The sequence below is a fragment of the Nocardia sp. NPDC056952 genome, assembly GCF_042674185.1.
Lineage (GTDB): Bacteria > Actinomycetota > Actinomycetes > Mycobacteriales > Mycobacteriaceae > Nocardia.
This window is the reverse complement of sequence record NZ_JBHURA010000013.1, coordinates 34,386-57,451: the sequence shown is the minus strand read 5'-3', so window position 1 is coordinate 57,451 and position 23,066 is coordinate 34,386. Positions and strand designations below refer to the sequence as shown.

Below are 23,066 nucleotides of genomic sequence, written 5' to 3'. Positions count from 1 at the left end.
AACTATCACCTGCGAGTTCGGCGCCGCTACCGCGCGGGCAACCGTCCGACCGCCTGCTTCACGAGCGGATCGGCGATCGCGCAGAGTTGTCCATCGCGCTGGTTCGGGTTGCTGACCGACACTTCGACATCCTCGCGGAAGGTCTCGCCGACCTTGCGGAACTGATACACCCGGCGGCATTCGTTCGACCCCAGCATGACGCTGCCGAGATCCTCGACCAGCACACCGTCGCCGATATCGATCACCTTCTCCTCCATCGAGGTCGCTCGGCGCCGTGGCTGCGACAACGTGATCCGCACGGTGGAATCACCCAACCACTCGCAGGAGTGCGCGGATTTCGCGACGGCGGGGCCGAGGGCAGCGAAGGCCGAATTGTCCACCAGGGCGCAGGGATCCACCGATGACAGCGACTTCTGCGCGGCGGCGTCGGGACGCAGTTCGCCGAGCGAGGCGGTGAGCCGCTCGAGGACGTGGTCGGCGAGGCCGCATTCGGTGCGCGCGAAGGTGTCGACGATGATCCCCCAGCGCGCGGCTTGCTCGCCGCCCTCGATGGCGAACGCGCAGTCGTCGCCGCGGCGGGCGATCGCGTAACCGTTGACCACCTGCTTGCCGACTTCGAATCCGTCCAGCGCGGCACCGATCTCGACGGCGATGCGCGCGCCACCCGAGTTGCCGTCGCATCCCCAACTCGACGTCGCCTGCCAGCGCCAGGACGAGACATCCGGCGAGGCTTTCGCGGCGACCTCGGTGGGCAGGGTCTGTCCGAGCGCCTGCGGCACCCAGGTGCACGCATCGGTGCCACGTAGCTGGTCCAGGCCGGGGAGCGTCGCGGTCGGTATCGCCTGCGGCGTGTTCTCAGGCGTTGTCGCGGAGTCGTTGCCGCGCAGGACAACCGCGGTGAGCGCGCTGGCGATCACCACCGCGATCGCCGCGACGATTCCCAGCCGAAGTGCGGTCCGGCGCTTCTCAGCAGGCACCTCGGCGGGTGGCGGTGAGCTCGGCGTGTACGCCGGAATGATCTGGGTCGCTTCGGGGTCCGAGGTCAGCGCGACCAGTTTCTGTGTCTGAGCCGCGATTTCGGCATGGACGGGCGCGGGCCACGGCTGCGCTTGAACGGGCAGGACTCCCAGGTAGTCCAAGATCTGCGCGGGTGTCGGTCTGGCCCTCGGGTCCTTGCGCAGACAACCCGCGATCAGGTCGCGCAGCGGCGCGGGGACATCGTCGAGTTGCGGTTCGCTGTGGACGATGTTGAACAGGGTGTAGGGAGCGGAGGACGCCGCGAACGGTGCCGTTCCCGTCGCGGCCATGCACAGCAGCGAGCCGAGGGAGAAGACGTCGCTCGCGGAGGTCACCGGTTCGCCGTTCGCCTGTTCCGGTGACATGTACGCGGGCGAGCCGACCACGGCACCCACTTCGGTGAGCGCGGCCCCGGTGCCGACCGCCTGCGCGATACCGAAGTCGATCACGCGTGGTCCGTCCGCAGCCAGAATCACGTTGGCGGGCTTGAGATCTCGATGCACCAGGCCGGTGCTGTGGATCGAGTGCAGCGCGGACGCCATGCCGGAAGCCAGGGTGCGCAACGCGGGGACCGGCAGTGGGCCCAGCTCACGCACCGCTTTGTCCAGCTCGACCCCTGCGATGAATACCGATGCGAGCCACGGTGTTTCGCCGGTTGTCTCGAAATCGACCACTGCGGCGGTGAATGCCCCCGACACCCGGGCGGAGATGGCGACTTCACGTTCGAACCGCGCCCGGAATTCACGATCGTCGAGCAGATGCGAATGAATCTGCTTGATCGCGACGAAGCGCCCGTCGGGGCCCGTCGCCAGGACGACCCGGCCCATCCCGCCCGCACCGAGCACACCGCGCACCCGATAGCGCCCGATCATCGGCGCGTCACTCGTCGACAGCGGCTCGATCAATTCGGTACTCCCCCAACTCGCTTCTCCGCCGCACCGGGCGGAACGGCCGAGATTCCAGCCGCACTTCGCCAGAAACCTAGCATTTCGGCGTCTGGGTCAGCGACTGCTGCGGCTCGCCACCACCACCGCCGCCAGCACGATCACACAGCTCACGACGGTGGTGAGCGACAGTCTCGCGTCGGCGGCGTCGAGCACCATTGCCGCGACCAGCTGGCCCGCCACCGAGGTGAGTCCGAGCAGCAGAACGCCGATCAAGCCGACTGTCACGGCGGCCAGGGCGATGAACGCGACGCCGATCAAGCCGCCGGTGTAGAGCCAGAGGTCGGTGGGGAATTCGGTGGGCAGGCCCGTGGTGGCGAGGGTGTACAGGTCGAGCAGGAGCAGCGCGGTGAGACCTACACCGAAGTTGAGCAGGGTGGCGGTGAAGGGGCCGCCGGTGGCGCCGACCCGGCCGTTGACCGCCTGTTGCCAGGCCAGACCGATGCCCGCGAGGGCGGGCAGGACGATGAGCAGGGCGGGGATGTCCGGGACGCCGGTGCTGACGGTGGCCGGGGCGGCACTGCCGCCTGCCGAGAGCACGACCCCGGTGATGCCGAGGGCGGCCGCGACGAGGCGCCACGGGGTGATCGGGGTTCGGCCGTTCGGGGCGAGGCCGAGTCGGTCGACGACGAGGCTGCTCAGGAGTTGGCCCGCGACCACCGCGACAGTGAACGCGGTGACGCCGATCGCCGCGACGGTGAGTCCCTGTGCCGCTACGAAGAACGCGCCGCACAATCCGCCGAGCAACTGCCAGGGCGCCAACCTGCCCTCCGACACCGCCGCGCGCACCTCGGTGACACCCGCTCGCAGCGCCGGGCTGACAGCGAACGCGATCAGCAGCGCGATGAGCCCGGTGCCGAAGCTGATGGTGGCCGCCGCGATCCCGTCGGCCAGCCGCGCACCCAGCGCGCCGTTGATCCGCCCCTGTACCGCGACTCCCGCCCCGATGGCGAACCCGAACACGAGCCCGACGGTCTTCCGTCTGCCAGCGAAGCTCGTCGCTCGTCCGGGACCTCGACGGTTGGCAGTCGGCGTCACGTAATGGGCGTCCTTGGTGCGAGGTGGGCGGGAGGCTACCCGGGTTCTCCCCCTTGATCAGGGGTTGCGTTCTCAGTCCTACCACGCTCGGTGCCGTGACGCGGCGGCAGCCAGGTCGGCGTCAACGTGGCGGCGACCAGCAACACCGAACCGAGGAGCGCGATAGTCGTCGACATCGCGAGCCACTGCGTCGCGACCGCGACGAACGCGAACACACCCAGCGCGACGATCTCGGAGAGCAGCCCGGACACCGAGGTGACGGTGGCCCTGGCCGGGCCCTCGATCGCATCCTGGAGCCGCGCGCCCGCGATGACCTCGGCGTTGAAGTCGATGCCGTAGGCGATGCCGATGCCGATGAATCCCACCCAGACCAGCGCAGGGCCCGCCGCCACCCCGACCGCCAACGCGCCCGCGATGAACAGGATTCCGGCGACGAACAGCGCGATGGCCAACGTGCGGGACGACACGACCTCGGTGCGGCCCGCCAGCAGCGAACCGATCAGCGAACCCGCGACGGTGACGCCGACCAGCAGCGCCGAGGTGCTGGTCGACGCGCCGCCGGACACCGCGAGCAAGCCGAAGTATTCGTCGAAGGCGGTGACGCCGTAGAGGAGTGCGCCGAGCAGCACGCCTCGACGCACCCTGCGGACGTGCAGTGCTTCGGAGAGGCCGGTTTTGAGCATGGCGAGGTAGCGCGACGAGGTGGAACCGTCCGAACTCGCCTGCGGCGCCACCGCTCCCGGTTTGACGTGCGGGCCGACCGGTCCGGGTGCGGGCTCGTCGTCGAGATCGTCGACAGCGGTGGCGGAGATGGCGACGGGCGCGTTGGGCAGAGCCAGCGCGGTCAGCGTGTGCAGGAGGCCGACACCGACGCTGACCCAGCCGACCAGCGCATAACCGCCGACGGCGAACAACGGTGCGGCGGCGACGATCGCCACGAGCACGGTGCTCTCCTGCGCGCCGCGGGTCCACCCCATGATTCGCGCATAGGCCGACGGCTCACCACGCGCGACCAGATCGTCGTAGATCAACGCATCGAAAGTTCCCGATTCCAGTGCGCCCGCGATACCCCAGACCAGGAAGCCGAGCGCGAAGCCGACGAACGACGGCACCAGCATCCAGAGGATGAAACACGCGGCCTGCAACACACAGCTCAGGACGAGCAGACGTCGGCGCGACACCGTGTCGGCCCACGCACCCGACGGAACCTCGAGCAGGAACGCGGTCACCGACCAGATCGCCAGCAGCAGCGAGATCTGTGCGGTACTCAGCCCGTGATCGGCGAAGAGAACGCCGTAGAGGGCATAGATCGGTAGCAGGTCGCGGGTGCCCTTGAACAGGACCGCGCGCACCGTGAGGTCGCGGACACCGGTCGGCTCACGCCTCAACCAGGCCACCGCGTGCCGGAGCGGGGAAGATCAACAGCCGTAGACGAGCATCCGCATGGGCTCTATCGTTCGCGTCACGACCGGTCGGGTCAAGCGATTATCCGAGCGGGATCCAGCCGTTGGCGGCGAGGGAATCGTCCTCGTCGGTGGCGCTCACCAGCGGCCGGCCGTCGTTGAGATCGTTGATGAGCTCCGAGACCGGGTGCGAGTCGCTGTAGTGGTAGCCCTGGGCCAGGGCGAAGCCGAGTTCGGTGAGGACGGCAGCCTGGTATTCGGTTTCCACGCCCTCGGCGATGACCTGCAGGTCGAGCGATTTGCTGAGCGCGGCGATAACGCTCAACAGCGGTGGGGCCGGGGAATCGGAGCGGATGGCGGCGACGAAGGACTGGTCGACCTTGAGGATGTCGCTGGGGATGGTGGCCAGGCGGCTCAGCGAGGAGTAGCCGGTGCCGAAATCGTCGATGGCGATGCGCACGCCACGGTCGCGCAGGGTGTGCAGGTTGGTGATCGCGGTCTGGGATTCGGCGGCGAGTTCGCTCTCGGTCACCTCGAGGACGAGCTGGTCTGCGGGCCAGCCGGTATCGGACAGGATGGTCGCGACCCGCTCGGCGTATTCGGTTTCGGCCAGTTCGAGGCCGGAGACGTTCACGTTGAGGGTGAGGTTCAGCGACGCGAAGCTCTCCTGCAGACGGGCGGCGTCGGCGCAGGCGCGGCGCAGAACCAGCTCGTCCAGGTCGGAGATGAGGTCGTATTCCTCGGCGACGCGGATCAGGCCCTCGGTGGTGACCTCGGGCTGCGCGCTCGACGACCAGCGCAGCAGCGCCTCGACGCCGACCGCCTGGCCGCCGTCCTCGGTGAGGCTGACAATCGGCTGGTAGTGCACGTCGAGCGCACCGCGGTCGATGGCCTCGCGCAGTTCCACCGCCAGCGGGAGCTGACGCGACGATTCCAGCACCGTGCGGTTGCGGCCCGCCTGCTTGGCCCGGTACAGGCCCACGTCGGCACGGCTGACCAGCAGCGAACCGGACTCGCCCGGCTGCCAGGAGGTGACACCGGCCGAGCAGCCCATGGTCACCGCGGCCCGCAGTTGTTCGGTGAGCAGGATCGCGGCCTGCTCGGTGGTCCCGGGCAACAGCAGCGCGAACACGTCGCCGCCGAAGCGGGCCAGCACCTGGCCGGGCGCGAGCAGGTCGAGCCAGGTATCGGCGACCCGCTGCAGGACGGCGTCGCCCGCGCGGTGGCCGAGGTGATCGTTGATCTTCTGGAATCGGTCGAGGTCGACCAGCACCAGGGCCATGCCCTGACCGCCGCGACCGGCCGCGTCGATCGCCGGGTTGAGCTGCTTCTCGAAACCGCGCCGGTTGAGCAGGCCGGTGAGCACGTCGATATCGGCTTCGGACGCCATCCTGGTCAGGATGCCGACCACCACGCCGGCGCCGAAGGTGACACCGGCCGGGATGAGCCCGGACCACCACGGCAACCCGCGCGCGGGCAACACCAGCAGGCACAGCACCATCGCGAAACCGATGTGCGCGGCGGCCTGGGTCCAGGCGAAGAACAGCGCCGCGTCGCAGGCGACGAAGACGAAGAACGAGGCCAGCGTGATGGCGCCGACCAGGTTGGGGAAGTCGTAGACCGCGATGGCGACGAGCACCGCCGCGGTGGCGAGGTAGGCGTGGTGCAGGCCGTGCGGCATCCGCGGGCCCCACGCGAGCAGCGTGAGGCCGAGCACCACCGAGATCGCCGCCGCGGTGCCGACCACGGCGCGATTGCCGTCGTCGCCCGGCGCGACGGCAGTGATCATCAGGCCGAGGACACCACCGAGAACGTAGAACGCCCCCGTTGTCCTGGCCATGACTTTTGCCGTCGCCAACGCCGATGCCGCCCGCACCCGGGTTCGGGTATCGCCGCGCGCCCCGATTCCTCGCACGTGCACCAGCCTAGATGTTGATGGGTCAGGGTGTTTGCCACATCCGACAAATGGGTCGCCAGCAAACACTGAGCATCTTACGGCTTCAGGATATCGGTACCCACGAATGGGACCAGCGCCTCGGGCACCCGCACCGAACCGTCGGCCTGCTGGTGGTTCTCCAGGATCGCCACGATCCAGCGCGTAGTGGCCAAAGTGCCGTTCAACGTGGCCGCGATCTGCGCTTTCCCGTTCTCGTCGCGGTAGCGGACCGAGAGCCTGCGCGCCTGGAAGGTGGTGCAGTTCGAGGTGGAGGTGAGTTCGCGGTAGGTCTGCTGAGTGGGCACCCAGGCCTCGCAGTCGAATTTGCGCGCCGCCGAGCTACCCAGGTCGCCACCCGCCACGTCGATCACCCGGTAGGGCACATCGATGGCGGCCAGCATCTCGCGCTCCCAGGCCAGCAGCCGCTGATGCTCGGCATCGGCCTGCTCAGGGGTGGTGTAGACGAACATCTCGACCTTGTCGAACTGGTGCACGCGGATGATGCCGCGGGTGTCCTTGCCGTAGCTACCGGCCTCGCGGCGGAAGCACGACGACCAGCCCGCATAGCGCTTCGGGCCCACGCTCAGATCGAGGATCTCGTCGGAGTGGTAGCCGGCCAGCGGCACCTCCGAGGTCCCGACGAGGTAGAGGTCGTCCTCCTCGAGGTGGTAGACCTCGGCCGAGTGCTGACCGAGGAACCCGGTTCCCGCCATGATCTCCGGTCGCACGAGCACCGGCGGGATCATCATGGTGAACCCGTTGGCCACGGCTTTCTGCGCGGCCAGCTGCAGCAGACCCATCTGCAGCAACGCGCCGTAGCCGGTCATGAAGTAGAACCGCGAGCCCGACACCTTGGCGCCACGTTCCATGTCGAACAGGTGCAGCGACTCGCCGAGCTCGAGATGATCCTTGGGCTCGAAGTCGAAAACCGGTGGGGTGCCGACGGTTTCGAGCACGACATAGTCGTCCTCGCCGCCCGCGGGCGCGCCGTCCTGCACGACATTGGAGATGGCGCGCTGCGCCGCGTCGAGTTCGGCGTCGGCGGCGTTCTCGGCGAGTTCGGCCTCTTTGACCTTGGTGGACATGTCGGTGGCGGCGGCCAGCAGCGCGGGGCGCTCATCTTTGCTCGCCTTGCCGATCACCTTGCCCATGGCCTTGTGTTCGGCGCGCAGGTTGTCGGCGGTGGCCACGGCGGCCCGGCGCGCGGCGTCGGCTTCGAGCAGGGCGTCGACGAGCGCGGGGTCCTCACCGCGGGTCCGCTGCGAGGCACGGACGGCTTCCGGGTTCTCGCGCAGGAATCGGAGGTCGATCATGAGAAAACAGCCTAGTTGAAGTGCCAATCGGGCAGCACAGGGGCATAGTTGCGGTGTGAGTACCTCTTTCGACACCGCCGTCATCGATACCGCGCTCGCCGATCTCACCCAAGGGGAAAAGACCTGGGCCGCGACCGACCTGCGTCGCCGCCGCGAACTGCTCGACGAACTGCACGCGCTCACCGCCCGCGACGCCGAGGCCTGGGTCGCCGCCGCCCGCACCATCAAGAAACTCGACGCCGACAGCCCGCTGCTCGGCGAGGAGTGGATGTCGGGCCCGATGACGATGCTCGCGGGCGCGCAGGCGCTGAGCGAGTCGATGGCGGCGCTCGAGAAGGGCGCGAGCCCGATCGACGGTGTCGACCTCACCACCGCCCCCGGCGGCCGGGTGGCGGTGCCCGCGCTGCCGCACGGCGTCTACGACAAGCTGCTGCTGAGCGGGTTCAGCGCCGACGTGTGGCTCAAGCCCGGCGTCGATGCCGCGACCGCGCGCCGCAAGGCCGGACTGGCCCAGCGCGACCCCGCCAAGACCAACGGTGTGGGCGCGGTGCTGGGCGCGGGCAACATCATGTCGATCGCGCCGCTGGACACCCTCTACGAGCTCTACGCCAACAACCGCGTCGTGGCGCTCAAGCTCAACCCGATCACCGATCCGCTGCTGCCGGTGTTCCAGGCGATCTTCGCGCCGTTCATCGAGCTCGGGGTGGTCCGCATCCTCACCGGCGGAGCCCCCGAGGGCGGCTACCTGGTGAACCATCCGCTGGTCGCGCACGTGCACATGACCGGCGGCGCGCCGACCCACGACGCGATCGTCTGGGGTCAGAGCGCCGACAAGTCCGGCGAACCCATCCTGGACAAGCCGATCACCAGCGAGCTCGGCGGTGTCGCGCCGTGCATCGTGGTACCCGGTGAGTGGTCGGCCGCCGACCTGAAGTTCCAGGCCGAGCACGTGGCCACCCAGCGCCTGCACAACGGCGGCTACAACTGCGTCGCCGCGCAGACCGTGGTGCTCGCCGCGGACTGGCCGCTCAAGGAGCAGTTCCTCACCGAACTGCGCGCCGCGATCGACAACGCTCCCGCACGCACCGCCTACTACCCGGGCAGCGACAACCGCGTGGCGGGCGCGCTGGCGAGCTACCCCGACGCCGCTCGCGCCAACGGCCGCCTCCTGGTCGAGAACCTGCCCGCCGGCGACACTCCGCTGCTGCGCACCGAGTACTTCTCGCCGGTGCTCGGCGTGGTCGAGCTCCCCGGCGCCGGGGCCGAGTTCCTCGGCAACGCGGTCGACTTCGCCAATGAGGAGCTGATGGGCACGCTCGGCGCCAACATCATCGCCGACCCCGCGACCATCACCGAGCTCGGCACGACACTCGACACCGCGATCGAGAACCTGCGCTACGGCACCGTCGCGCTCAACGCCTGGACCGGTCTCGCGTTCCTGACGCCGCGCGCCAGCTGGGGCGCCTACCCCGGCCACACCATCGACGACATCCAGAGCGGCATCGGCGTCGTACACAACGCCTTCCTCCTCGACGATGTCGAACGCACCGTGGTCCGCGGCCCCTTCCGCCCCGCTCCGCGTTCGATTCTGCGCGGTGAATTCGCCCTCACCCCGAAGCCGCCGTGGTTCGTCTCGAACAAGACCGGCACCTCCACCGGCCGCAAGCTGACCGATTTCTACGGCGACGGCAAACTGCGTCGCATACCGGGCATCTTCGTGTCGGCTCTGCGGGGCTGACCCGGCAGTCCGCCGCGACAAATACACTCGTCGACGATGTCGAAGAAGCAGAGCAACCCAGCCGAGGGACCCGCCGCGCCCAGTCGCGGCGGCGCCCTGCACCTGTCCGCGACAAAACTGCGTTGGGGGCTGCTGATAGGCGCCCTCGGAGCGATCATCGCGGCCATGGTCACCATGGCCGTGACAGGCTTCGACACCGACAAGGTGGAAGCGCACCAACCCGGCGCCGAACCGGTGGTGCGTGACAAAGAGTTCAGCAGCGCGGCGCAGGGCGACTGCCTGACCTGGTCCAAACCCGACCGCAGCGACCTCGTGAAGGTGGGCTGCGGCGACAAGCACCTCTTCGAGGTGGCGGGTGTCATCGACCTCAGCGCCTATCCGGGGCGTGAGTTCGCCGAGGGCACCCGTCACCCCGATTCGCTGCGCATGACCGAGCTGCGCGACGAGCACTGCGTGACCGCCGTCCAGAAATACCTGGGCGGCCGGTTCGACCCGCGCGGCAAGTTCATGGTGAATGTGATGTCGCCGAGCCCGGCCGGTTGGCAGCACGGCGACCGGACTCTGCGCTGCGGTGTCCAGGTCGCGGCCACCGCCACGAGCCCGGCCACCACCGGCAGCCTCGCCGAGAGTGATCAGTCCAAGATCCATGCCACCGGCACCTGCCTCGGCATCAATCAGAACCTGCCCACCGACCCGGTCGACTGCGCCCAGCCGCACTCGGTGGAGATCGTCGGCACCGTCGACCTGGCCACCGCCTTCACCGGCGGACCGCCGTCGGAAGCCGATCAGGACAAGTTCGTCGAGGCCGAATGCAATCGGCTCTCGGGCGACTACCTCGGCAGCCCCGATGCCATCCGCAACAAGACACTCACCCTGTTCTTCGACTATCTGGAGCCCGCCAGCTGGCTCGCCGGCAGCCACAAATTGGACTGCTGGCTCGGAAAAGGCGCCGACCGTGAGGGTTTCGCGCCCATCGTCGGCTCGGCCCGCGGCGAGATCCTGATCGACGGACAGGCCCCGGTGCCCCCGCCCAACACCGGACGTTCCACCCCGGCGCCGCTGCCGGGCGCCGCGCCGCTGCCGCCGCAGCCCCAGCCGAGGTGACGTTGTCCGAGCGGATGCCGGAGCGGCGTTTCGAGGAGTTGGTCGGTGACGCCCTCGACCAGATCCCGGCGGAACTGTCCAGTGCCATAGACAATGTTGTGGTGCTGGTAGAGCCCCGAAACGACGAGGAACCGTCGCTGCTCGGGCTGTACCACGGCATCGCCCTCACCGAGCGCGACAGCTACTACGCCGGATCGTTGCCGGATACGATCACGATCTATCGAGAAGCTATTCTCGACATCTGCAACAGCGACGACGAGGTGGTCGAAGAAGTCGCGATCACCGTGATCCATGAAATAGCACACCATTTCGGGATTGACGACGACCGGTTGCATGAGCTGGGATGGGGTTAGCGAAACTGGGTGGGGAATCGATGGAACCGAATGAACCGCTCTCGCGTCCTAGTACTCGTAGGGGGAATTCTCGTGGTTCCCGATAGCCGCCACCAGAAGGAGTCGGGTCATGGTTGGACACGTTCTCGTTGCACCTGAAATCGTCCTCGCCGCATCCGCGGAGTTGGATCTGCTCGCCGAGCGCCTCGCCATCGCGGCCGGGCTCGCCGGGCCGACCACGCACGTGCTGCCTTCCGGCGCCGAAGAGGTATCGCTGCTCGCGGCGACCCACTTCAACACCGCGGCGGGCAAGCACGACGGTTCGGTCGCCCAGGCGATCCTCGAGCTGCACCACGCGGCCGCGACCCTGCGCTCGCAGCTGACCACTCATATCGGGGAAGACGTGGCTCGCGCGGCGACGATCAACGCCGTCCAGGTGTAGTCGCACCGATCCTGTCGACGATCATTTACTCAGGGGAGAAACAAGCATGACCGCAGGGATCACCGGGGTGTTCTGGCTGCCTCGTATGGCCGAAGTCAACTCCACCACCCTCAACGCGGGCGCACACGCGATCCCGATCAGCGCCGCCGCCACCTCGTGGGGCACGCTGGCGGCCGCGTGGGGCGACGCCGCCTTCACCATCACGCGCGTGATCGCCGAAGTCGGGGTCGGCCTCCAGGGTGTCAACGGCATCGCCGTGCTCGCTCGTCTGGCGCCGTTCGCGGGCTGGGCCAGCCAGCAGGGCATCGCGTCCGCGGCGATCAGTGCGAAGTGCGCGGCCAACGCCACCGCGTACACCGTCGCGTCGATCGCGATGCCGAGCCTGCCCGAGATCGTCGGCACCAACGCCGCGGTGGCCGCGTCGGCCAACCCGCCCGGTGTCGTCTCCGGCGCCTTCGAGGTCGCCGAAGTCGCGCGCCATGCCATGGACATCCGCGCCGCGCTGGTGATGGAGACCTACGAGGCCGCCACGTCGGCCACCGTCGCCATCCCCAGCGAGTTCACCATGCCGCCTGCCATCGCCAGCGGTGCGGGCTCCGCCTCGCAGGGCGACTTCGGTGGCGGCGATCCGCTGCAGACCGCGGCGGCCGCGGCGCAGGCCTTCGTCACCAACCCCGGTGTGGTCAGCGCGGCCACCCAGGCGGCCAACACCGCGGGTGGCGTACTCACCGGCGGCGTCAGCACGGTCGGCAACATCGGCGCTTCCGCGATCTCGGCGGCCACGGCCACCGTGCCCGCGGGCACCGCCGCCGCGCCCGTCATGACGGGTGTGGGGGCCGCCGGCGCCGCGGTGGGTGGCATGGCCACCACCTCGGCCGGTCTCGGTGGCGTCAGCGCGGGGTCGCTGAAGCTGCCCGAGGGCTGGGGTGCGCCCGCCGCGAACGCGTCAGCGAGCGCGCCGGTCTCGGAGTCGGTCGTCAACCGGGTCGAAAGCGCCCCCGTGCGCAATGCCAACAGCGGCGCCAACCCGCTGATGGGCAACCGGCAGAAGGGCGAGGAAGACGACGAGCACGATGGCGTCGACTACGTGCGCTCCGACGAGTTCACCGACGGTCGCTACGCGGCCGAAGGCGTGATCGGCGCCGACCTCGCCGGAACGGCCAAGTGACGGTTCTCGGCACGGGCAGCGGAGGTTCGCTGCTCGGCGCCGTCGTGCTCTCGCTCGACGACATGCAGTTCCTCCTGGAGAAACTGGAGTTCGACGAGATGCCCGTGGTGCTCGACGCCATGGGCCGCTATGACAACGTCACCGCGCACGACGCCGCCATGAATGTGGCACAGGCCGCCCTGGCCGAACGCGAGCTGCTGTTCGGCCAGGTGGTGGCACCCGAGCTCGCCGAACGGCTGCGGGTGCTCTACCGGCCGCAGTGGATCATCGCGCTGCGGTGGGTGGTGGCCGGCCAGGTCAACCGATTCTGTCTGGCGCAGGGCGACGACCGCGCGGTCGTCGCCCTGCGCGGGCCGCAGTCCTACGTCATCGACGACGCCGGGCTCGATCTGCCCGGCGCGGTGCTGCAGGCGCTCGGGCCGGTCGAAGCGCTCGAGCTGTACGGGATGAACGCTCCCACCGACCAATTGGCGCCGATCTTCGGCGACACCGGCGACGCGGCCGCCACGACGAAACGCCTGGCCGAGGTGGGCAATCCGGCCACCGACGCACAGGTACTGGCCTCGGCACTGGTGGAGATCCACTCCTACGCCGAGATCGTCGGCGTGGCCTACGGCGACGGCACCCGCGATATCCAGGACAACCACATCGCCGTCTTCAACACGCGCGCAGGCAGATTCATCATCACCGCCAGCGTCGCCGACGACGGCGTGAAGTGGTCGTCCATCGCCAGCGGCACCAACGCCCGCCTCCGCACCGCGGTAGCCGACCTCATCGAGTCCCTCCCGGTCCGCACCGAATTCCCTACCGCGGCAGCCGCTAACCCGGCGTAAGCCCACCCACCGCGACCGCCCCCACCAAACGCCCCCACAACTCAGCCGTAAACCGTAGGCGCAGCCGGAGCGTTTAACCCATGGGGTCGTCGGCGGAGGAGTCGGCTTTGATGGTGAACGGTGGGGTGAATTTGCCCCAGCGTAGGCATTCCCAGCCGCCGTCTTCGGTGGGGAGCAGTTCGATGGTCTCGGTGTTGTCGAGGTGGTTGTTCGTTGTGAACGGCGGCGCCACCCCGGCCAGCGCCTTGCCGACCAGGCGCATGGCGGCGCCGTGGTTCACCACCACTACGTCAGCGTCGGCGTCGGGGGTCAGGAATTCCTCGCGCAGGCCGTCGAGGACGGGCAGGATGCGGGCCAGCACTTCGTGGCCGGATTCGCCGCCGGGGGCTCTCACGTCGAGTTCGCCGAGGTGCCAGCCGCGATAGATCTGCTGGAAGAGTTCGTGCGCTTCCCGGTCGGAGCGGCCGTGCAGATCGCCCACCTGCACCTCGTACAGGCCGTCGAGGACGTAAGCCGGTGTGCCGGTGGCTTCTTCGATATGGCTCGCGGTCTGTCGGGCGCGCAACGCGTCCGACGACACCAGCACCTGGGGCGCGCGCTCCAGGCCCGCGCCGAACGCTTTCGCCTGCGCCACACCACGTTCGGTCAGCGGCAGGCCGGGCACGGCGGTGTCGAGGATCTTCGCGACATTGCCCTCGGTCTCGCCGTGGCGCACCAGAATCAGTTTCGCGCGGGTAGTCATAGGTCCGCGACCCCCTTTCGCAATTGCGTCAACCATTCTGCCGCCGGTTCGTCCGACGGCGGAGGCGTGCCGACTGCCGCTGTCGCGGGCCATGATCCGAGGAAGCGGACATGGGTCGTGCGATGCAGGGCCTTCAGAGTTTCCGCTACCGCCGGGTCGTCGATGTGTCCGACACAGTCGAGATAGAACCGGTAGGTGCCCATGCCGGTGCGGGTCGGACGCGATTCGATGCGCGTGAGATCGACCCCGCGCGTGGCGAATTCGGCGAACGCGCGCATCAGCGAACCGGGCTCGTTGGGCAGTTCGAGAACAACGGAGGTTCGGTCGGCACCGGTGGCGGCGGGGGCGATGCCCGGCTGGGTGACCAGCACGAAGCGGGTGATGGCCTGGTCGTGGTCGGCCACGCCCGCGGCCAGGGTCTGCAGGCCGAGTCGTTCGCCCGCCAGCGCGGTCGAGATCGCGGCGTCCGCGGTGCCCGCGGCCACGTCTTCGGCGGCGGCCGCGTTGGACGCCGAGGTGAACGGGCGCGCCTGCGGCATGTTCCGGGCCACCCACTCCCTGACCTGCGCCGCCGCCACGGGATAGGCGGCGAGTGTGCGCACATCCGCCAGCGAGGTGCCGGGTCGCGCCAGGATCGTGAAGGTGACCTCGAGCTCGGTTTCGGCCATGATCTGCAAGCGCGGTCCGATGGCGAGGGAATCCAGGGTCGCCGGGATCGAGCCCTCGACCGAACTCTCGATCGGCACCACTGCCCCGTCGACCTCGCCGGTCCGGATCAGGTCGAGCGCCGCCCCTTGACTGGGCGCGGCAATCCGCTCGACCGGCCCGTCGAAGGCCCCCAAGTTCTCGAACTTGACCAAAGCCATCTCGGTGAAGGTCCCGGACGGCCCGAAATACGCTATAGACGGCACACAGAAAGATTAGCTGGACTGCCGCCGTGGGCGGCCCGCCTCAGGAATCCAGGACGCGCAGGGCTTCGGCGACGGCCTGTTCGTCGGGGGTTTCGATGGCCAGCAGGACGGTGCGGGTGGCCTCGATAGCGGCGGGTTTCAGGGATTTGAGGAAGGGGAGGTCGGGGGTGCTGAGGGCGGTGGGGATGTCTTCGCCGCAGAGGGCGGCCACGGTGCCCGCGACGATCGCCAGGGCGCGGGGGCCGCTGGTGGTGCGGGCGACGAAGCCGTGGTCGGCGTGGGCGATGCCGGCCAGGAAGGCGGTGAGGTCGGGGTCGGGGATGTCGACGTCCACGGGGGTGGGGGAACTGCCGTCGGGCCGGACCAGGTCGGCCACGAGGCTGCGGCGGGCGGGGGCCGACAGGTTCAGCAGGACGGGTTCGGCGGGGGCGGAATGGTCGTCGCCGTGGTCGTCGTGCGTCATCCGTCCACCGTATCGGCTCGATTCATCGGGGTGTCCTCTTGCGTGTCGGGCGTTTGTAACTTAGCTTAGGTTTACCTAATCAAACGTTCGCGGAGGTTGTCATGTCGAGCCCCACCACGATCCTCGCGCCGACCACCGCCGAGCGGGTGCGAAGTGCGTGCGCTCATGCCGAGACTGCGGTGCTCGCGCTCCCCGGGATCGACCCGGTTCCCACCACGCTGCATCACCTGCGCCGTTGCGGCGACGCGGTGATCGCGGTGCCCGGGTCCTCACTCGCGGCCGCGCTGGCCGCCACGGCCAACGAGACCTCGGCGGTCCTCGAACTCACCGATCACGCTCCCCTGCCGCTGCGCGAGCCGGTCAGGGCGCTGGTGTGGTTGCGCGGTTGGGTGCGCCAGGTACCGGAGCAGGCGCAGCGCGCGCTCGCCATCGAAATCGCCAAGGAGTACCCGCATCCAGGTCTGCTCGATGTCGGGCACGGCGTCACGCTGCTGCGGATCGTGGTGAACTCGGCGGTACTGGCCGACACCGCCGGCGCCGAATCCGTCGACCACGCCGACCTGCGCGCCGCCACGGCAGATCCGTTCTGCGAGCTGGAAAGCGCCTGGCTGCAACACATGTCCGAGGATCACGCCGACGTGGTCGCCCAGCTGGCCCGCCACCTGCCGACTCGGCTGCGGGGCGGGCTGGTGCATCCACTGGCCATCGACCGCTACGGGCTCACGCTCCGGGTCGAGAGCAACGACGGCGACCACGATGTCCGGCTGCCCTTCCCCACCCCGGCCGACGACATCGAGTCGCTGAGCCGCGCGGTGCGCGTGCTGGCCGGCTGCCCGTTCTTGAATGGTCTGCGCCGCATCTGATTTGTGATTTTGGAGCGCTGGCGCGCTCGAGCGGGGCCCTGGAGGCTCCTTTGGTAGAGACACATCAGGATCACCCGGCCCAGGCTGTGTGGGGTTCTGCGTTGGGGCTCGGGGTGGGGGTGCGTCTCACTTCGGGTTGCCGGGCTCGGCGGGAACCTGCTGCGACGCGTTCGCTGCTTACACTGCGCGCATGCGTGTCGATCCTCCCCAGGCCCCGCTGAGCGAACGGGACAGGTTCGGGCTGCGAGTCGAGATCGCGATCGTTCTGCTCGTGACCTTCGGGTTGAGTGGGATCAGTGCCGGTCTGTCCCTGCTCGATTCGGCGTTGTCGCCGGGTGGGGTCGGCGGACGCACGGTCGCGTTGAACGCGTCGCGGTCGAACAACTCGTTCCTCGATCTGCTGTTCCAGCTCGTCGGGGTGACCCGGCTGCTGGCGTGGGCCGCGCTGGGACTGTATCTGTTGTGGCGCAGCGGGATCGGGCCGAAAATGATCGGGCTGGCGCGGATCCGGCGCGGCGATGTCGTGGCGGGTCTGGTGCTGGCCGCGGTGATCGGGGTGCCGGGGCTCGCGCTGTATCTGATCGCGCACGCGATGGGGGTGAGCGTCACCATCGTGCCGAGTTCGCTGTCGGAGCACTGGTGGCGGCTGCCGGTGCTGGTCCTGTCGGCCTGTGCGAATTCCGTGGCCGAGGAAGTGCTGGTCGTGGGTTATCTGATCACCCGGCTGCGCAGGCTCGGCTGGTCGGAGAACTCGTCGCTGGCCGCCTCGGCGCTGTTGCGCGGCAGCTATCACCTGTACCAGGGGATCGGCGGCGGCCTCGGCAATATCGTGATGGGCCTGATCTTCGGCCGCTACTGGCAGCGGACCAACCGCCTGTGGCCGCTGATCCTGGCCCACGCGACGATCGACGCTGTCGCCTACCTCGGCTACAACGTGCTGCGCGGACGCGTCGGCTGGCTGCCGTGAGACGCACCGGCAACGTGCCCGTTCACTGATGCGGACGGCGTGTCGCGGCGAGTTTCACCACATCACCGCGTTTCGCGCTAACAGTGGCCCGCCGACGGGGTATCCCAGTAGTAACCGAGCGCGCAGAACCGACTCGCGCTCTCCACGATCAGTAGAGTTTGACGGTGATGAACGGCGACGATCCCCGCGAGGACCCCCGTAGACGCCGGGTGCCGCCGGCGTCCGGCCGCCCCGCGGTGCCCCCACCAGGTCGTCCTGTGCCGCCGCCCGGCCGCGCGATGCCGCCCGATCCGCGCTATGGCCGTCCGCCCGGCGGCGATCGCCGCCCGAATCCCGAGGACGGGCCGACTGTGCGCTACAACCCGGCGCCCCGCCGCGGCGCATCGCACGTGGAACCCACCCAGGTGCTGCACCGCGGCAACTCCGGCGACCAGCCGCTGGCCTACTCGCAGATGCCGTACGAGCGCGAGAAGCCGCGTCAGCCACCACCGCCGCCACCACGTCGTGAGCAGGTCAGACACGCGCCGACCCAGCGGCCGGTCCCCCATCACGACGCGCTGCCACCCCGCCGCACTCCCCCGCCGATCGACGCGGGCAGGCAGCCGCGGCCGCCGCGGCGCAGGCGCAAACGTCATCCGTTCCGGTGGTTCACGCTGATCGTCGTGCTGCTGATCGTCGGCCTCATCGCCGCGGTCGTGCACCTGGACAACTCGCTGACCCGCATCACCGCACTGCCCTCCTACAGCGACCGCGTCAGCAATACCCCGGGCACCAACTGGCTGCTCGTCGGCTCCGACGGCCGCGGTGACCTCTCGACCGAGCAGGAACAGGAACTCGCGACCGGCGGCGACACCGGGCCCGAACGTACCGACACGATCATGATGGTGCACATCCCGTCCTCCGGCCCGACCACGATGGTGAGCCTCCCGCGCGACTCCTACGTGAACATTCCCGGCCACGGCAAGGACAAGCTGAACGCGTCATTCGCGCTCGGCGGCGCTCCGCTGCTGGTCCAGACGGTGGAGGAAGCCACGGGAGTCCGAATCGACCACTACGCGCAGATCGGTTTCGGTGGTTTCGCGAGCGTGGTCGACGCGATCGGCGGGATCGAGATGTGCCTGGACGAGCCGATCGACGACCCGCTGGCCGGGCTCGACCTGGCCGCGGGTTGCCAGAAACTGTCCGGCCCGCAGGCCCTCGGATTCGTGCGCACCCGCGCGACCCCGACCGCCGATGTCGACCGGATGAACCGCCAGCGGATGTTCATGGCGGCGCTGCTGAAGAAGGCGACGGGCATGGGCACCCTCGCCAATCCGTTCGCCTTGTGGCCGATGGCAACCGGGGTCGCGGGTTCGCTGAAGGTCGACGATGGTGACCACATCTGGAACCTGGCCGCGCTCGGCTGGGCGATGCGCGGCGACACCGTCACCACCAGCGTCCCGATCGGCGGATTCGACGACACCGACGTGGGCAATGTGTTGCTCTGGGACAAGTCGAAGGCCTCCGGGTTCTTCGAGGCGCTCGCCACCGATCAGCAGATCCCGGAGGAGCTGCTGACGCGGTAACGTCGAGGTATGCCCGAGAACCTGTCGTTCACCGAACTCTTGCGCGACCAGGTCAGAGCCGGTCTGACCACGGCTCATCAGTATCTGGCCGCCGCCGTCTATTTCGACGCGCAGGATTTACCCGAGCTGGCCGGGCAGACCTACGCGCGTTCGACGGCCAACCACGGGCACGCGATGCGCATGGTGCAGTACCTCCTCGACCGCGACGTGCCGATCAGCATCGGCGGGCTCGACGAAGTGCGTTCGGAATTCGATTCCCCGCGCGCCGCGATCGCCTTTCTGCTCGACCGTGAACGGGTCACCACCGCGCAGATCAGCGCGCTCGCAGCGGCCGCGCGTGACACCAATGATTTTCTCGGCGAGCAATTCATGCAGTGGTTCCTGGGCGAGCAAGTCGACGATGTCGCCGGAATGACCACGCTGCTCACTGTGCTCGACCGGCAGGACAACCTGTTCGACGTCGAGGAATTCATCCGCCGTGAACTGCGCGGCGCGGTACGCGTCGACACCACGGCACCCCGAATGGCAGGCGCGAGTACGGGATAGCCTCGCCTGCGCGGCGGCCGTGCGCTGCCCAGAAATGGCTGCACATCGGCGTTTATTAGGAAATACTTGGTTAGGGAATACTGCCCTCAATAAGGCTGCACTTGGATGACAACCCCCTATGACCAGCATTAATGTTGCCGCCATGTCGATTCATCCGGAAGCCCCGCGAAGCAAGTTCCATACTCTGCTCCAAGACCAGATCCGGCATGAGTTCAATGCCGAGCACCAGTACATCGCGATCGCGGTGTGGTTCGACAACAACGACCTGCCGCAGCTGGCCAAGCGTTTCTACGCACAGTCGGTGGAAGAACGAAATCACGCGATGATGATCGTGCAGTATTTCGTCGACCGCGACATCTCCGTGGAGATCTCGGGCATCGACGCGGCGAAGTCGAAGTTCGAGTCCGCGCGTGAGCCGATCGAACTGGCACTGGCCCAGGAGAAGACGGTCACCGACCAGATCGTGCAGCTGGCGAGCACCGCCCGCGAAGAGGGCGACTACCTCGGCGAGCAGTTCATGCAGTGGTTCCTGAAGGAACAGGTCGAGGAAGTGGCGCACATGACCACGCTGCTCAACATCGCCGATCGCGCCGGGTCGAACCTGTTCGATCTGGAGGCGTTCATGTGGCGTGAGCTGAGCACCCCGAAGGACGCGTCCGGCGCACCGTCGGTGGCCGGCGGCAGCGTCTAGCTCGAACGCGGAAGGATTCGGCTCGCGGGCAGCGAGCCGAATCCTTCGCGTGCGCTTTACCAGCCGGAGCCGGAGCCGCCCGAGCCGGTGTTGGCCAGCACGGTGCCGATCAAGATCTGGGCGAGACCGGCGATAGATCCGAGAAATTCCACGATGCCTCTTACTTTCCTTGTCACCGATTGTCCGGTTCAGTCGTGAACCTAGCCGACCGAATCTGTGAAAGAGGCATGTTTCATTAAGTTCAGCGCAGGGTGACCTGACGCGACCGCAAACCGTCGCGCGAACGACGCTCTTCGCTGGTCATCGGCGCGTCGGAGGCCAGCGCCTCGGCCAGGCGAGCACCGAATTCACGTGCCGGGGCCTCCCATTCGGCCGGGTGCCGCTCGGGATCGAGGTCGAACACCGGCACCAGCAGACCGTGCGTGCGGAACGAACCGGCGAAGCGCGAACCCTCACCCAGGTGCAGACCACCGGTGGCGTGCACGCGAGCCAGCGCCAGCATCAGCGCGTCCTCGTCCTCGGGACGCACCCAGCGCACATGCGCCTTCTCGCCCGCGTCGACCCACCAGGCCGCGCCGACGGAATCCGGGCCGAGGTCCAGCCGCGCCGACGGCATGATGGCCTGCTTGGCCTGCTCGATCGTCGCCGCCACCTGCGGATCCGGGGTGACGCCCTCGGGCACCCACCAGTCGAAGTCCTGGTGCACAGTGAGCTCGAGATCGGCGCCGGGATCGATGACATCGGCCAGGCGCGGACCGCCGTCGGCAGCCTCGGCGGAGTTCAGCGACTCACCGGGCTCGGCCGACTGGGTCCACAGGATCGCCGCCGCGATATCGGCCGACGGGTCCTCGCCACGGAACTGCATCTGCGTGCCGACGAAGCCGACCGGCTCGTCGCCCGCCCGCACGAGCGCGGCCACCGCGCCGGGCAGCACCGTCGCCAGGGTGACCTCACGCTGCGCGGCCACACCGGGCGCGAGCTTCAAGGTCGCGGTCGCCGACGGCACGAACTCCCGCAGCGCCACCAGATCACATTCGGCGGCAAGACCCTCGAACGGCCGTGTCACGGCCGCGGATGCCTGCTCCTGCGCCGCACGCCGCTGCGCGAGACGCTGAGCCCGATTACTGTCGGGCTTCGGACTGTTCCGCTTGCTTTTACCCACGCGTGGAGTTTATGGCCGAGCGGCAAGTTCGCTTACCGCGCCCCCTGCCCAGGCCGTGTCCGGTCAGACTCCGGCGAGTAGCGCCTTGGTACGACCGGGGTGGTTGGTCGCAACCCAGCTGACGCCCAGGTCGGCGCACAACGTCACGTCCTCGGGATCGTCGACGGTCCAGCAGTAGGTGGCCCGCCCCGCCGCGGCGGCCTTGTCGACGAGTTCGGGATGCTCACGCAGGGTTTTCACCGACGGCCCCACCGCGGTAGCGCCGACCGTGGTGGCCGCGCCGCCGCCGAGGAACCGCGACGATTCGCCGAGCAGCACCGTCGGCAGAAGTGGTGCGGCGCGGCGGATCCGCCAGACCGCGGTCGCCGCGAACGACATCACCACTGCGCGGGAATGATCGGCCGAGGCGGGTGTGGCGATGCCGAAGCGCTGCAGTTCGGCGAGCACCTTGTTCTCCACCAGGGCGCCGTAGCGCACCGGGTGTTTGGTCTCGATGAACAGTTTCGTCGGGCGGGTGCGCCAATCGAGGACGAGTCCGATCAGATCGCTGAGCGCGAGCACGCCCTGCGGTGCTTCGTCGGTGCCGAAGTTCATGTCGCGCAGCTCGTCCAGCGTCAGCTCGCTGACCAGGCCGGTGGCATCGGCGGTGCGGTCGACGGTGCGGTCGTGCACGCAGACCAGGTGGCCGTCGCGGGTGAGCCGGACATCGCATTCCACACCGTCGGCCCCCTCCTGCAGGGCTAGCTCGTACGCGGCGAGGGTGTGCTCGGGTCGTGCCGCCGACGCGCCACGATGCGCCACCACGAAGGGTGGGCGATTGTTCTGGCTCACTTGGCCACGACCTCCTCCTGCGTATTCTCGCCTGCCCGGACAGCATCCGCGCGTTCGACCTCATCGTGCCCGGCGTCGTCGCGCGCCGCGACAGCGCCCGGCTCGACGGGCGCGATGACGACCTGCGCGGGGTCGGCCGCCATCACCCAGCGGTGCGCGGACCTGATGTCGCCGCGCAGGTCGCGACCTTCCAGCGTGCGCACCATCCAGAGCGTGAGCATCGCGAACCCGGCAGCGCACAGGTTGGTGAAACCGGTGAACGAGACACCGTCGGCCTCGGCCTGCAGGGTCGACGCGTCGCGCCACAGCGTCGCCGCGATCAGCAGCAGCCCGCTGAACACCCAAGCGGCCCACCAGATCCGCACGGCCCGCCACGAGCGCGGATCGGGGTCGGCGCCGAGGAGTTCGGTGAGGAACACGCCCGGCCAGATCAGATTGACGCCCGGCACAAGGCATCCCGCGATCAGCGACCAGCGTTTGCGTGGGTCTCGCTTGCCGTAGGCGGTGAACACGATCGTGCGCGCCTCGATCAGCCAGGCGACCAGCGCCACCGCGGTCACCAGCGCGTAGATCGGCGCGATGACGCCGAACACCAGCACCGTCGCGTCGGAGATCGACAGCAGCCAGCCGGGGATGAGCCGGGCGCGGTTCTGCAACAGGATCAGGTAGCGGCCGTACTCGGCCAGCCCGGCGAGCAGGAAGACGATCGTGGTACCGAGCAGCAGCCGGTCGCGGTGGGCGGCGATGCCGCGCAGCGGGCGTTCGGGCGTGCGAGCCGGCGACGGCGGCGGGTCGAGCAGGCCCCAGCGCGGGGTCTGGGTGTAGCTCGGGGTCGGCCCGAGCGGGGCCGAGGTGGTGGCGCCCGCCTTACGGGTGCGGTGGTCGGGTCGGCGCGCGACCCAGCGGTAGTTGCGCTGGGTGGCGGGCGCGTCGACTTTGCCGGGCGAGAGCAGCACCCCTCGGCAGCGCGGGCACCAGTGCATCGGCGCGCCCTGCACGGCCCACCGCGCACCACAGCGTGCACATGGTTGCACCACCGAACTCACCCGCGCACCCC

General features: G+C 68.8%; 22 protein-coding genes. 11 read left to right on the top strand and 11 right to left on the bottom strand.

What is annotated here, in order from left to right; genetic code table 11:
* Positions 1 to 26: 26 nt before the first annotated feature.
* From ACFTS5_RS30705 to serS, 5 genes are all read right to left on the bottom strand, one after another.
* Positions 27 to 1,922: a protein kinase gene (locus tag ACFTS5_RS30705; protein ID WP_378637884.1), complete on the bottom strand. Its 1,896-nt coding sequence runs from the start codon at positions 1,920 to 1,922 to the stop codon at positions 27 to 29.
* A gap of 96 nt (positions 1,923 to 2,018) precedes the next feature.
* Positions 2,019 to 2,924 carry a DMT family transporter gene (locus tag ACFTS5_RS30700; protein ID WP_378637882.1) on the bottom strand — a complete coding sequence of 302 codons (906 nt, stop codon included), beginning with the start codon at positions 2,922 to 2,924 and terminating at the stop codon, positions 2,019 to 2,021.
* 110 nt (positions 2,925 to 3,034) lie between these two features.
* Positions 3,035 to 4,396 carry an MFS transporter gene (locus ACFTS5_RS30695; RefSeq protein ID WP_378637879.1) on the bottom strand — a complete coding sequence of 454 codons (1,362 nt, stop codon included), beginning with the start codon at positions 4,394 to 4,396 and terminating at the stop codon, positions 3,035 to 3,037.
* 88 nt (positions 4,397 to 4,484) lie between these two features.
* Positions 4,485 to 6,317 (bottom strand): putative bifunctional diguanylate cyclase/phosphodiesterase, encoded by a 1,833-nt coding sequence (locus tag ACFTS5_RS30690; RefSeq protein WP_378637876.1) that lies wholly within the window; start codon positions 6,315 to 6,317, stop codon positions 4,485 to 4,487.
* A gap of 77 nt (positions 6,318 to 6,394) precedes the next feature.
* Positions 6,395 to 7,651 carry a serine--tRNA ligase gene (gene serS, locus ACFTS5_RS30685; RefSeq protein ID WP_378637875.1) on the bottom strand — a complete coding sequence of 419 codons (1,257 nt, stop codon included), beginning with the start codon at positions 7,649 to 7,651 and terminating at the stop codon, positions 6,395 to 6,397.
* 55 nt (positions 7,652 to 7,706) lie between these two features.
* Here serS and ACFTS5_RS30680 point away from each other — a divergent pair, with 55 nt between their 5' ends.
* The 6 genes from ACFTS5_RS30680 to ACFTS5_RS30655 all read left to right on the top strand — a co-directional run bounded on the left by ACFTS5_RS30680 (position 7,707) and on the right by ACFTS5_RS30655 (position 13,268).
* Complete coding sequence (locus ACFTS5_RS30680; protein ID WP_378637872.1) at positions 7,707 to 9,389, top strand: aldehyde dehydrogenase family protein; 1,683 nt, start codon at positions 7,707 to 7,709, stop codon at positions 9,387 to 9,389.
* A gap of 36 nt (positions 9,390 to 9,425) precedes the next feature.
* Positions 9,426 to 10,493 carry a septum formation family protein gene (locus ACFTS5_RS30675; RefSeq protein WP_378637869.1) on the top strand — a complete coding sequence of 356 codons (1,068 nt, stop codon included), beginning with the start codon at positions 9,426 to 9,428 and terminating at the stop codon, positions 10,491 to 10,493.
* A gap of 14 nt (positions 10,494 to 10,507) precedes the next feature.
* Positions 10,508 to 10,846: a metallopeptidase family protein gene (locus ACFTS5_RS30670; RefSeq protein ID WP_378638101.1), complete on the top strand. Its 339-nt coding sequence runs from the start codon at positions 10,508 to 10,510 to the stop codon at positions 10,844 to 10,846.
* Between the two features lie 109 nt (positions 10,847 to 10,955).
* Positions 10,956 to 11,267: a PE family protein gene (locus ACFTS5_RS30665; RefSeq protein ID WP_378637867.1), complete on the top strand. Its 312-nt coding sequence runs from the start codon at positions 10,956 to 10,958 to the stop codon at positions 11,265 to 11,267.
* A 46-nt stretch (positions 11,268 to 11,313) separates the two neighbouring features.
* Positions 11,314 to 12,435, top strand: a complete 1,122-nt coding sequence (locus ACFTS5_RS30660) for a PPE family protein (RefSeq protein ID WP_378637864.1) — start codon at positions 11,314 to 11,316, stop codon at positions 12,433 to 12,435.
* Positions 12,432 to 13,268 (top strand): ESX secretion-associated protein EspG, encoded by an 837-nt coding sequence (locus ACFTS5_RS30655; RefSeq protein WP_378637862.1) that lies wholly within the window; start codon positions 12,432 to 12,434, stop codon positions 13,266 to 13,268. Before ACFTS5_RS30660 ends, ACFTS5_RS30655 begins: the two co-directional genes overlap by 4 nt.
* A 73-nt stretch (positions 13,269 to 13,341) precedes the next feature.
* Here the strand turns inward: ACFTS5_RS30655 and ACFTS5_RS30650 are convergent, their stop codons facing one another.
* Genes ACFTS5_RS30650 through ACFTS5_RS30640 form a run of 3 tightly spaced genes read right to left on the bottom strand, consistent with a single transcriptional unit; the run spans position 13,342 to position 15,384 of the window.
* Positions 13,342 to 14,010 carry a histidine phosphatase family protein gene (locus ACFTS5_RS30650; protein WP_378637859.1) on the bottom strand — a complete coding sequence of 223 codons (669 nt, stop codon included), beginning with the start codon at positions 14,008 to 14,010 and terminating at the stop codon, positions 13,342 to 13,344.
* The gene (pheA, locus tag ACFTS5_RS30645; RefSeq protein ID WP_378637857.1) at positions 14,007 to 14,921 is read right to left on the bottom strand and encodes a prephenate dehydratase; all 915 of its coding nucleotides are present in this window, start codon (positions 14,919 to 14,921) and stop codon (positions 14,007 to 14,009) included. The genes ACFTS5_RS30650 and pheA overlap by 4 nt, the downstream gene beginning before the upstream one ends.
* A 40-nt stretch (positions 14,922 to 14,961) precedes the next feature.
* The gene (locus ACFTS5_RS30640) at positions 14,962 to 15,384 is read right to left on the bottom strand and encodes a hypothetical protein (RefSeq protein ID WP_378637855.1); all 423 of its coding nucleotides are present in this window, start codon (positions 15,382 to 15,384) and stop codon (positions 14,962 to 14,964) included.
* A gap of 101 nt (positions 15,385 to 15,485) precedes the next feature.
* Here ACFTS5_RS30640 and ACFTS5_RS30635 point away from each other — a divergent pair, with 101 nt between their 5' ends.
* The 5 genes from ACFTS5_RS30635 (at position 15,486) to ACFTS5_RS30615 (ending at position 20,016) form a co-directional block, all read left to right on the top strand.
* Positions 15,486 to 16,247, top strand: a complete 762-nt coding sequence (locus ACFTS5_RS30635) for a DUF2470 domain-containing protein (RefSeq protein ID WP_378637853.1) — start codon at positions 15,486 to 15,488, stop codon at positions 16,245 to 16,247.
* A 190-nt stretch (positions 16,248 to 16,437) separates the two neighbouring features.
* Complete coding sequence (locus ACFTS5_RS30630) at positions 16,438 to 17,214, top strand: type II CAAX prenyl endopeptidase Rce1 family protein (protein ID WP_378637851.1); 777 nt, start codon at positions 16,438 to 16,440, stop codon at positions 17,212 to 17,214.
* 167 nt (positions 17,215 to 17,381) lie between these two features.
* Positions 17,382 to 18,779, top strand: a complete 1,398-nt coding sequence (locus ACFTS5_RS30625) for an LCP family protein (protein ID WP_378638098.1) — start codon at positions 17,382 to 17,384, stop codon at positions 18,777 to 18,779.
* A gap of 9 nt (positions 18,780 to 18,788) precedes the next feature.
* The gene (locus tag ACFTS5_RS30620; protein ID WP_378637848.1) at positions 18,789 to 19,325 is read left to right on the top strand and encodes a ferritin; all 537 of its coding nucleotides are present in this window, start codon (positions 18,789 to 18,791) and stop codon (positions 19,323 to 19,325) included.
* Positions 19,326 to 19,467: 142 nt separating this feature from the next.
* Entirely contained in the window at positions 19,468 to 20,016 is a 549-nt protein-coding gene (locus ACFTS5_RS30615; protein WP_378637846.1) for a ferritin, read from the top strand.
* A gap of 241 nt (positions 20,017 to 20,257) precedes the next feature.
* Here ACFTS5_RS30615 and ACFTS5_RS30610 read toward each other — a convergent pair whose 3' ends face one another.
* The 3 genes from ACFTS5_RS30610 to ACFTS5_RS30600 all read right to left on the bottom strand — a co-directional run bounded on the left by ACFTS5_RS30610 (position 20,258) and on the right by ACFTS5_RS30600 (position 23,046).
* Positions 20,258 to 21,178 (bottom strand): DUF5926 family protein, encoded by a 921-nt coding sequence (locus tag ACFTS5_RS30610; protein ID WP_378637844.1) that lies wholly within the window; start codon positions 21,176 to 21,178, stop codon positions 20,258 to 20,260.
* Between the two features lie 63 nt (positions 21,179 to 21,241).
* Entirely contained in the window at positions 21,242 to 22,009 is a 768-nt protein-coding gene (locus tag ACFTS5_RS30605; RefSeq protein ID WP_101464998.1) for a glycerophosphodiester phosphodiesterase, read from the bottom strand.
* Positions 22,006 to 23,046: a DUF4328 domain-containing protein gene (locus ACFTS5_RS30600; RefSeq protein WP_378637841.1), complete on the bottom strand. Its 1,041-nt coding sequence runs from the start codon at positions 23,044 to 23,046 to the stop codon at positions 22,006 to 22,008. The genes ACFTS5_RS30605 and ACFTS5_RS30600 overlap by 4 nt, the downstream gene beginning before the upstream one ends.
* Positions 23,047 to 23,066 lie beyond the last annotated feature (20 nt).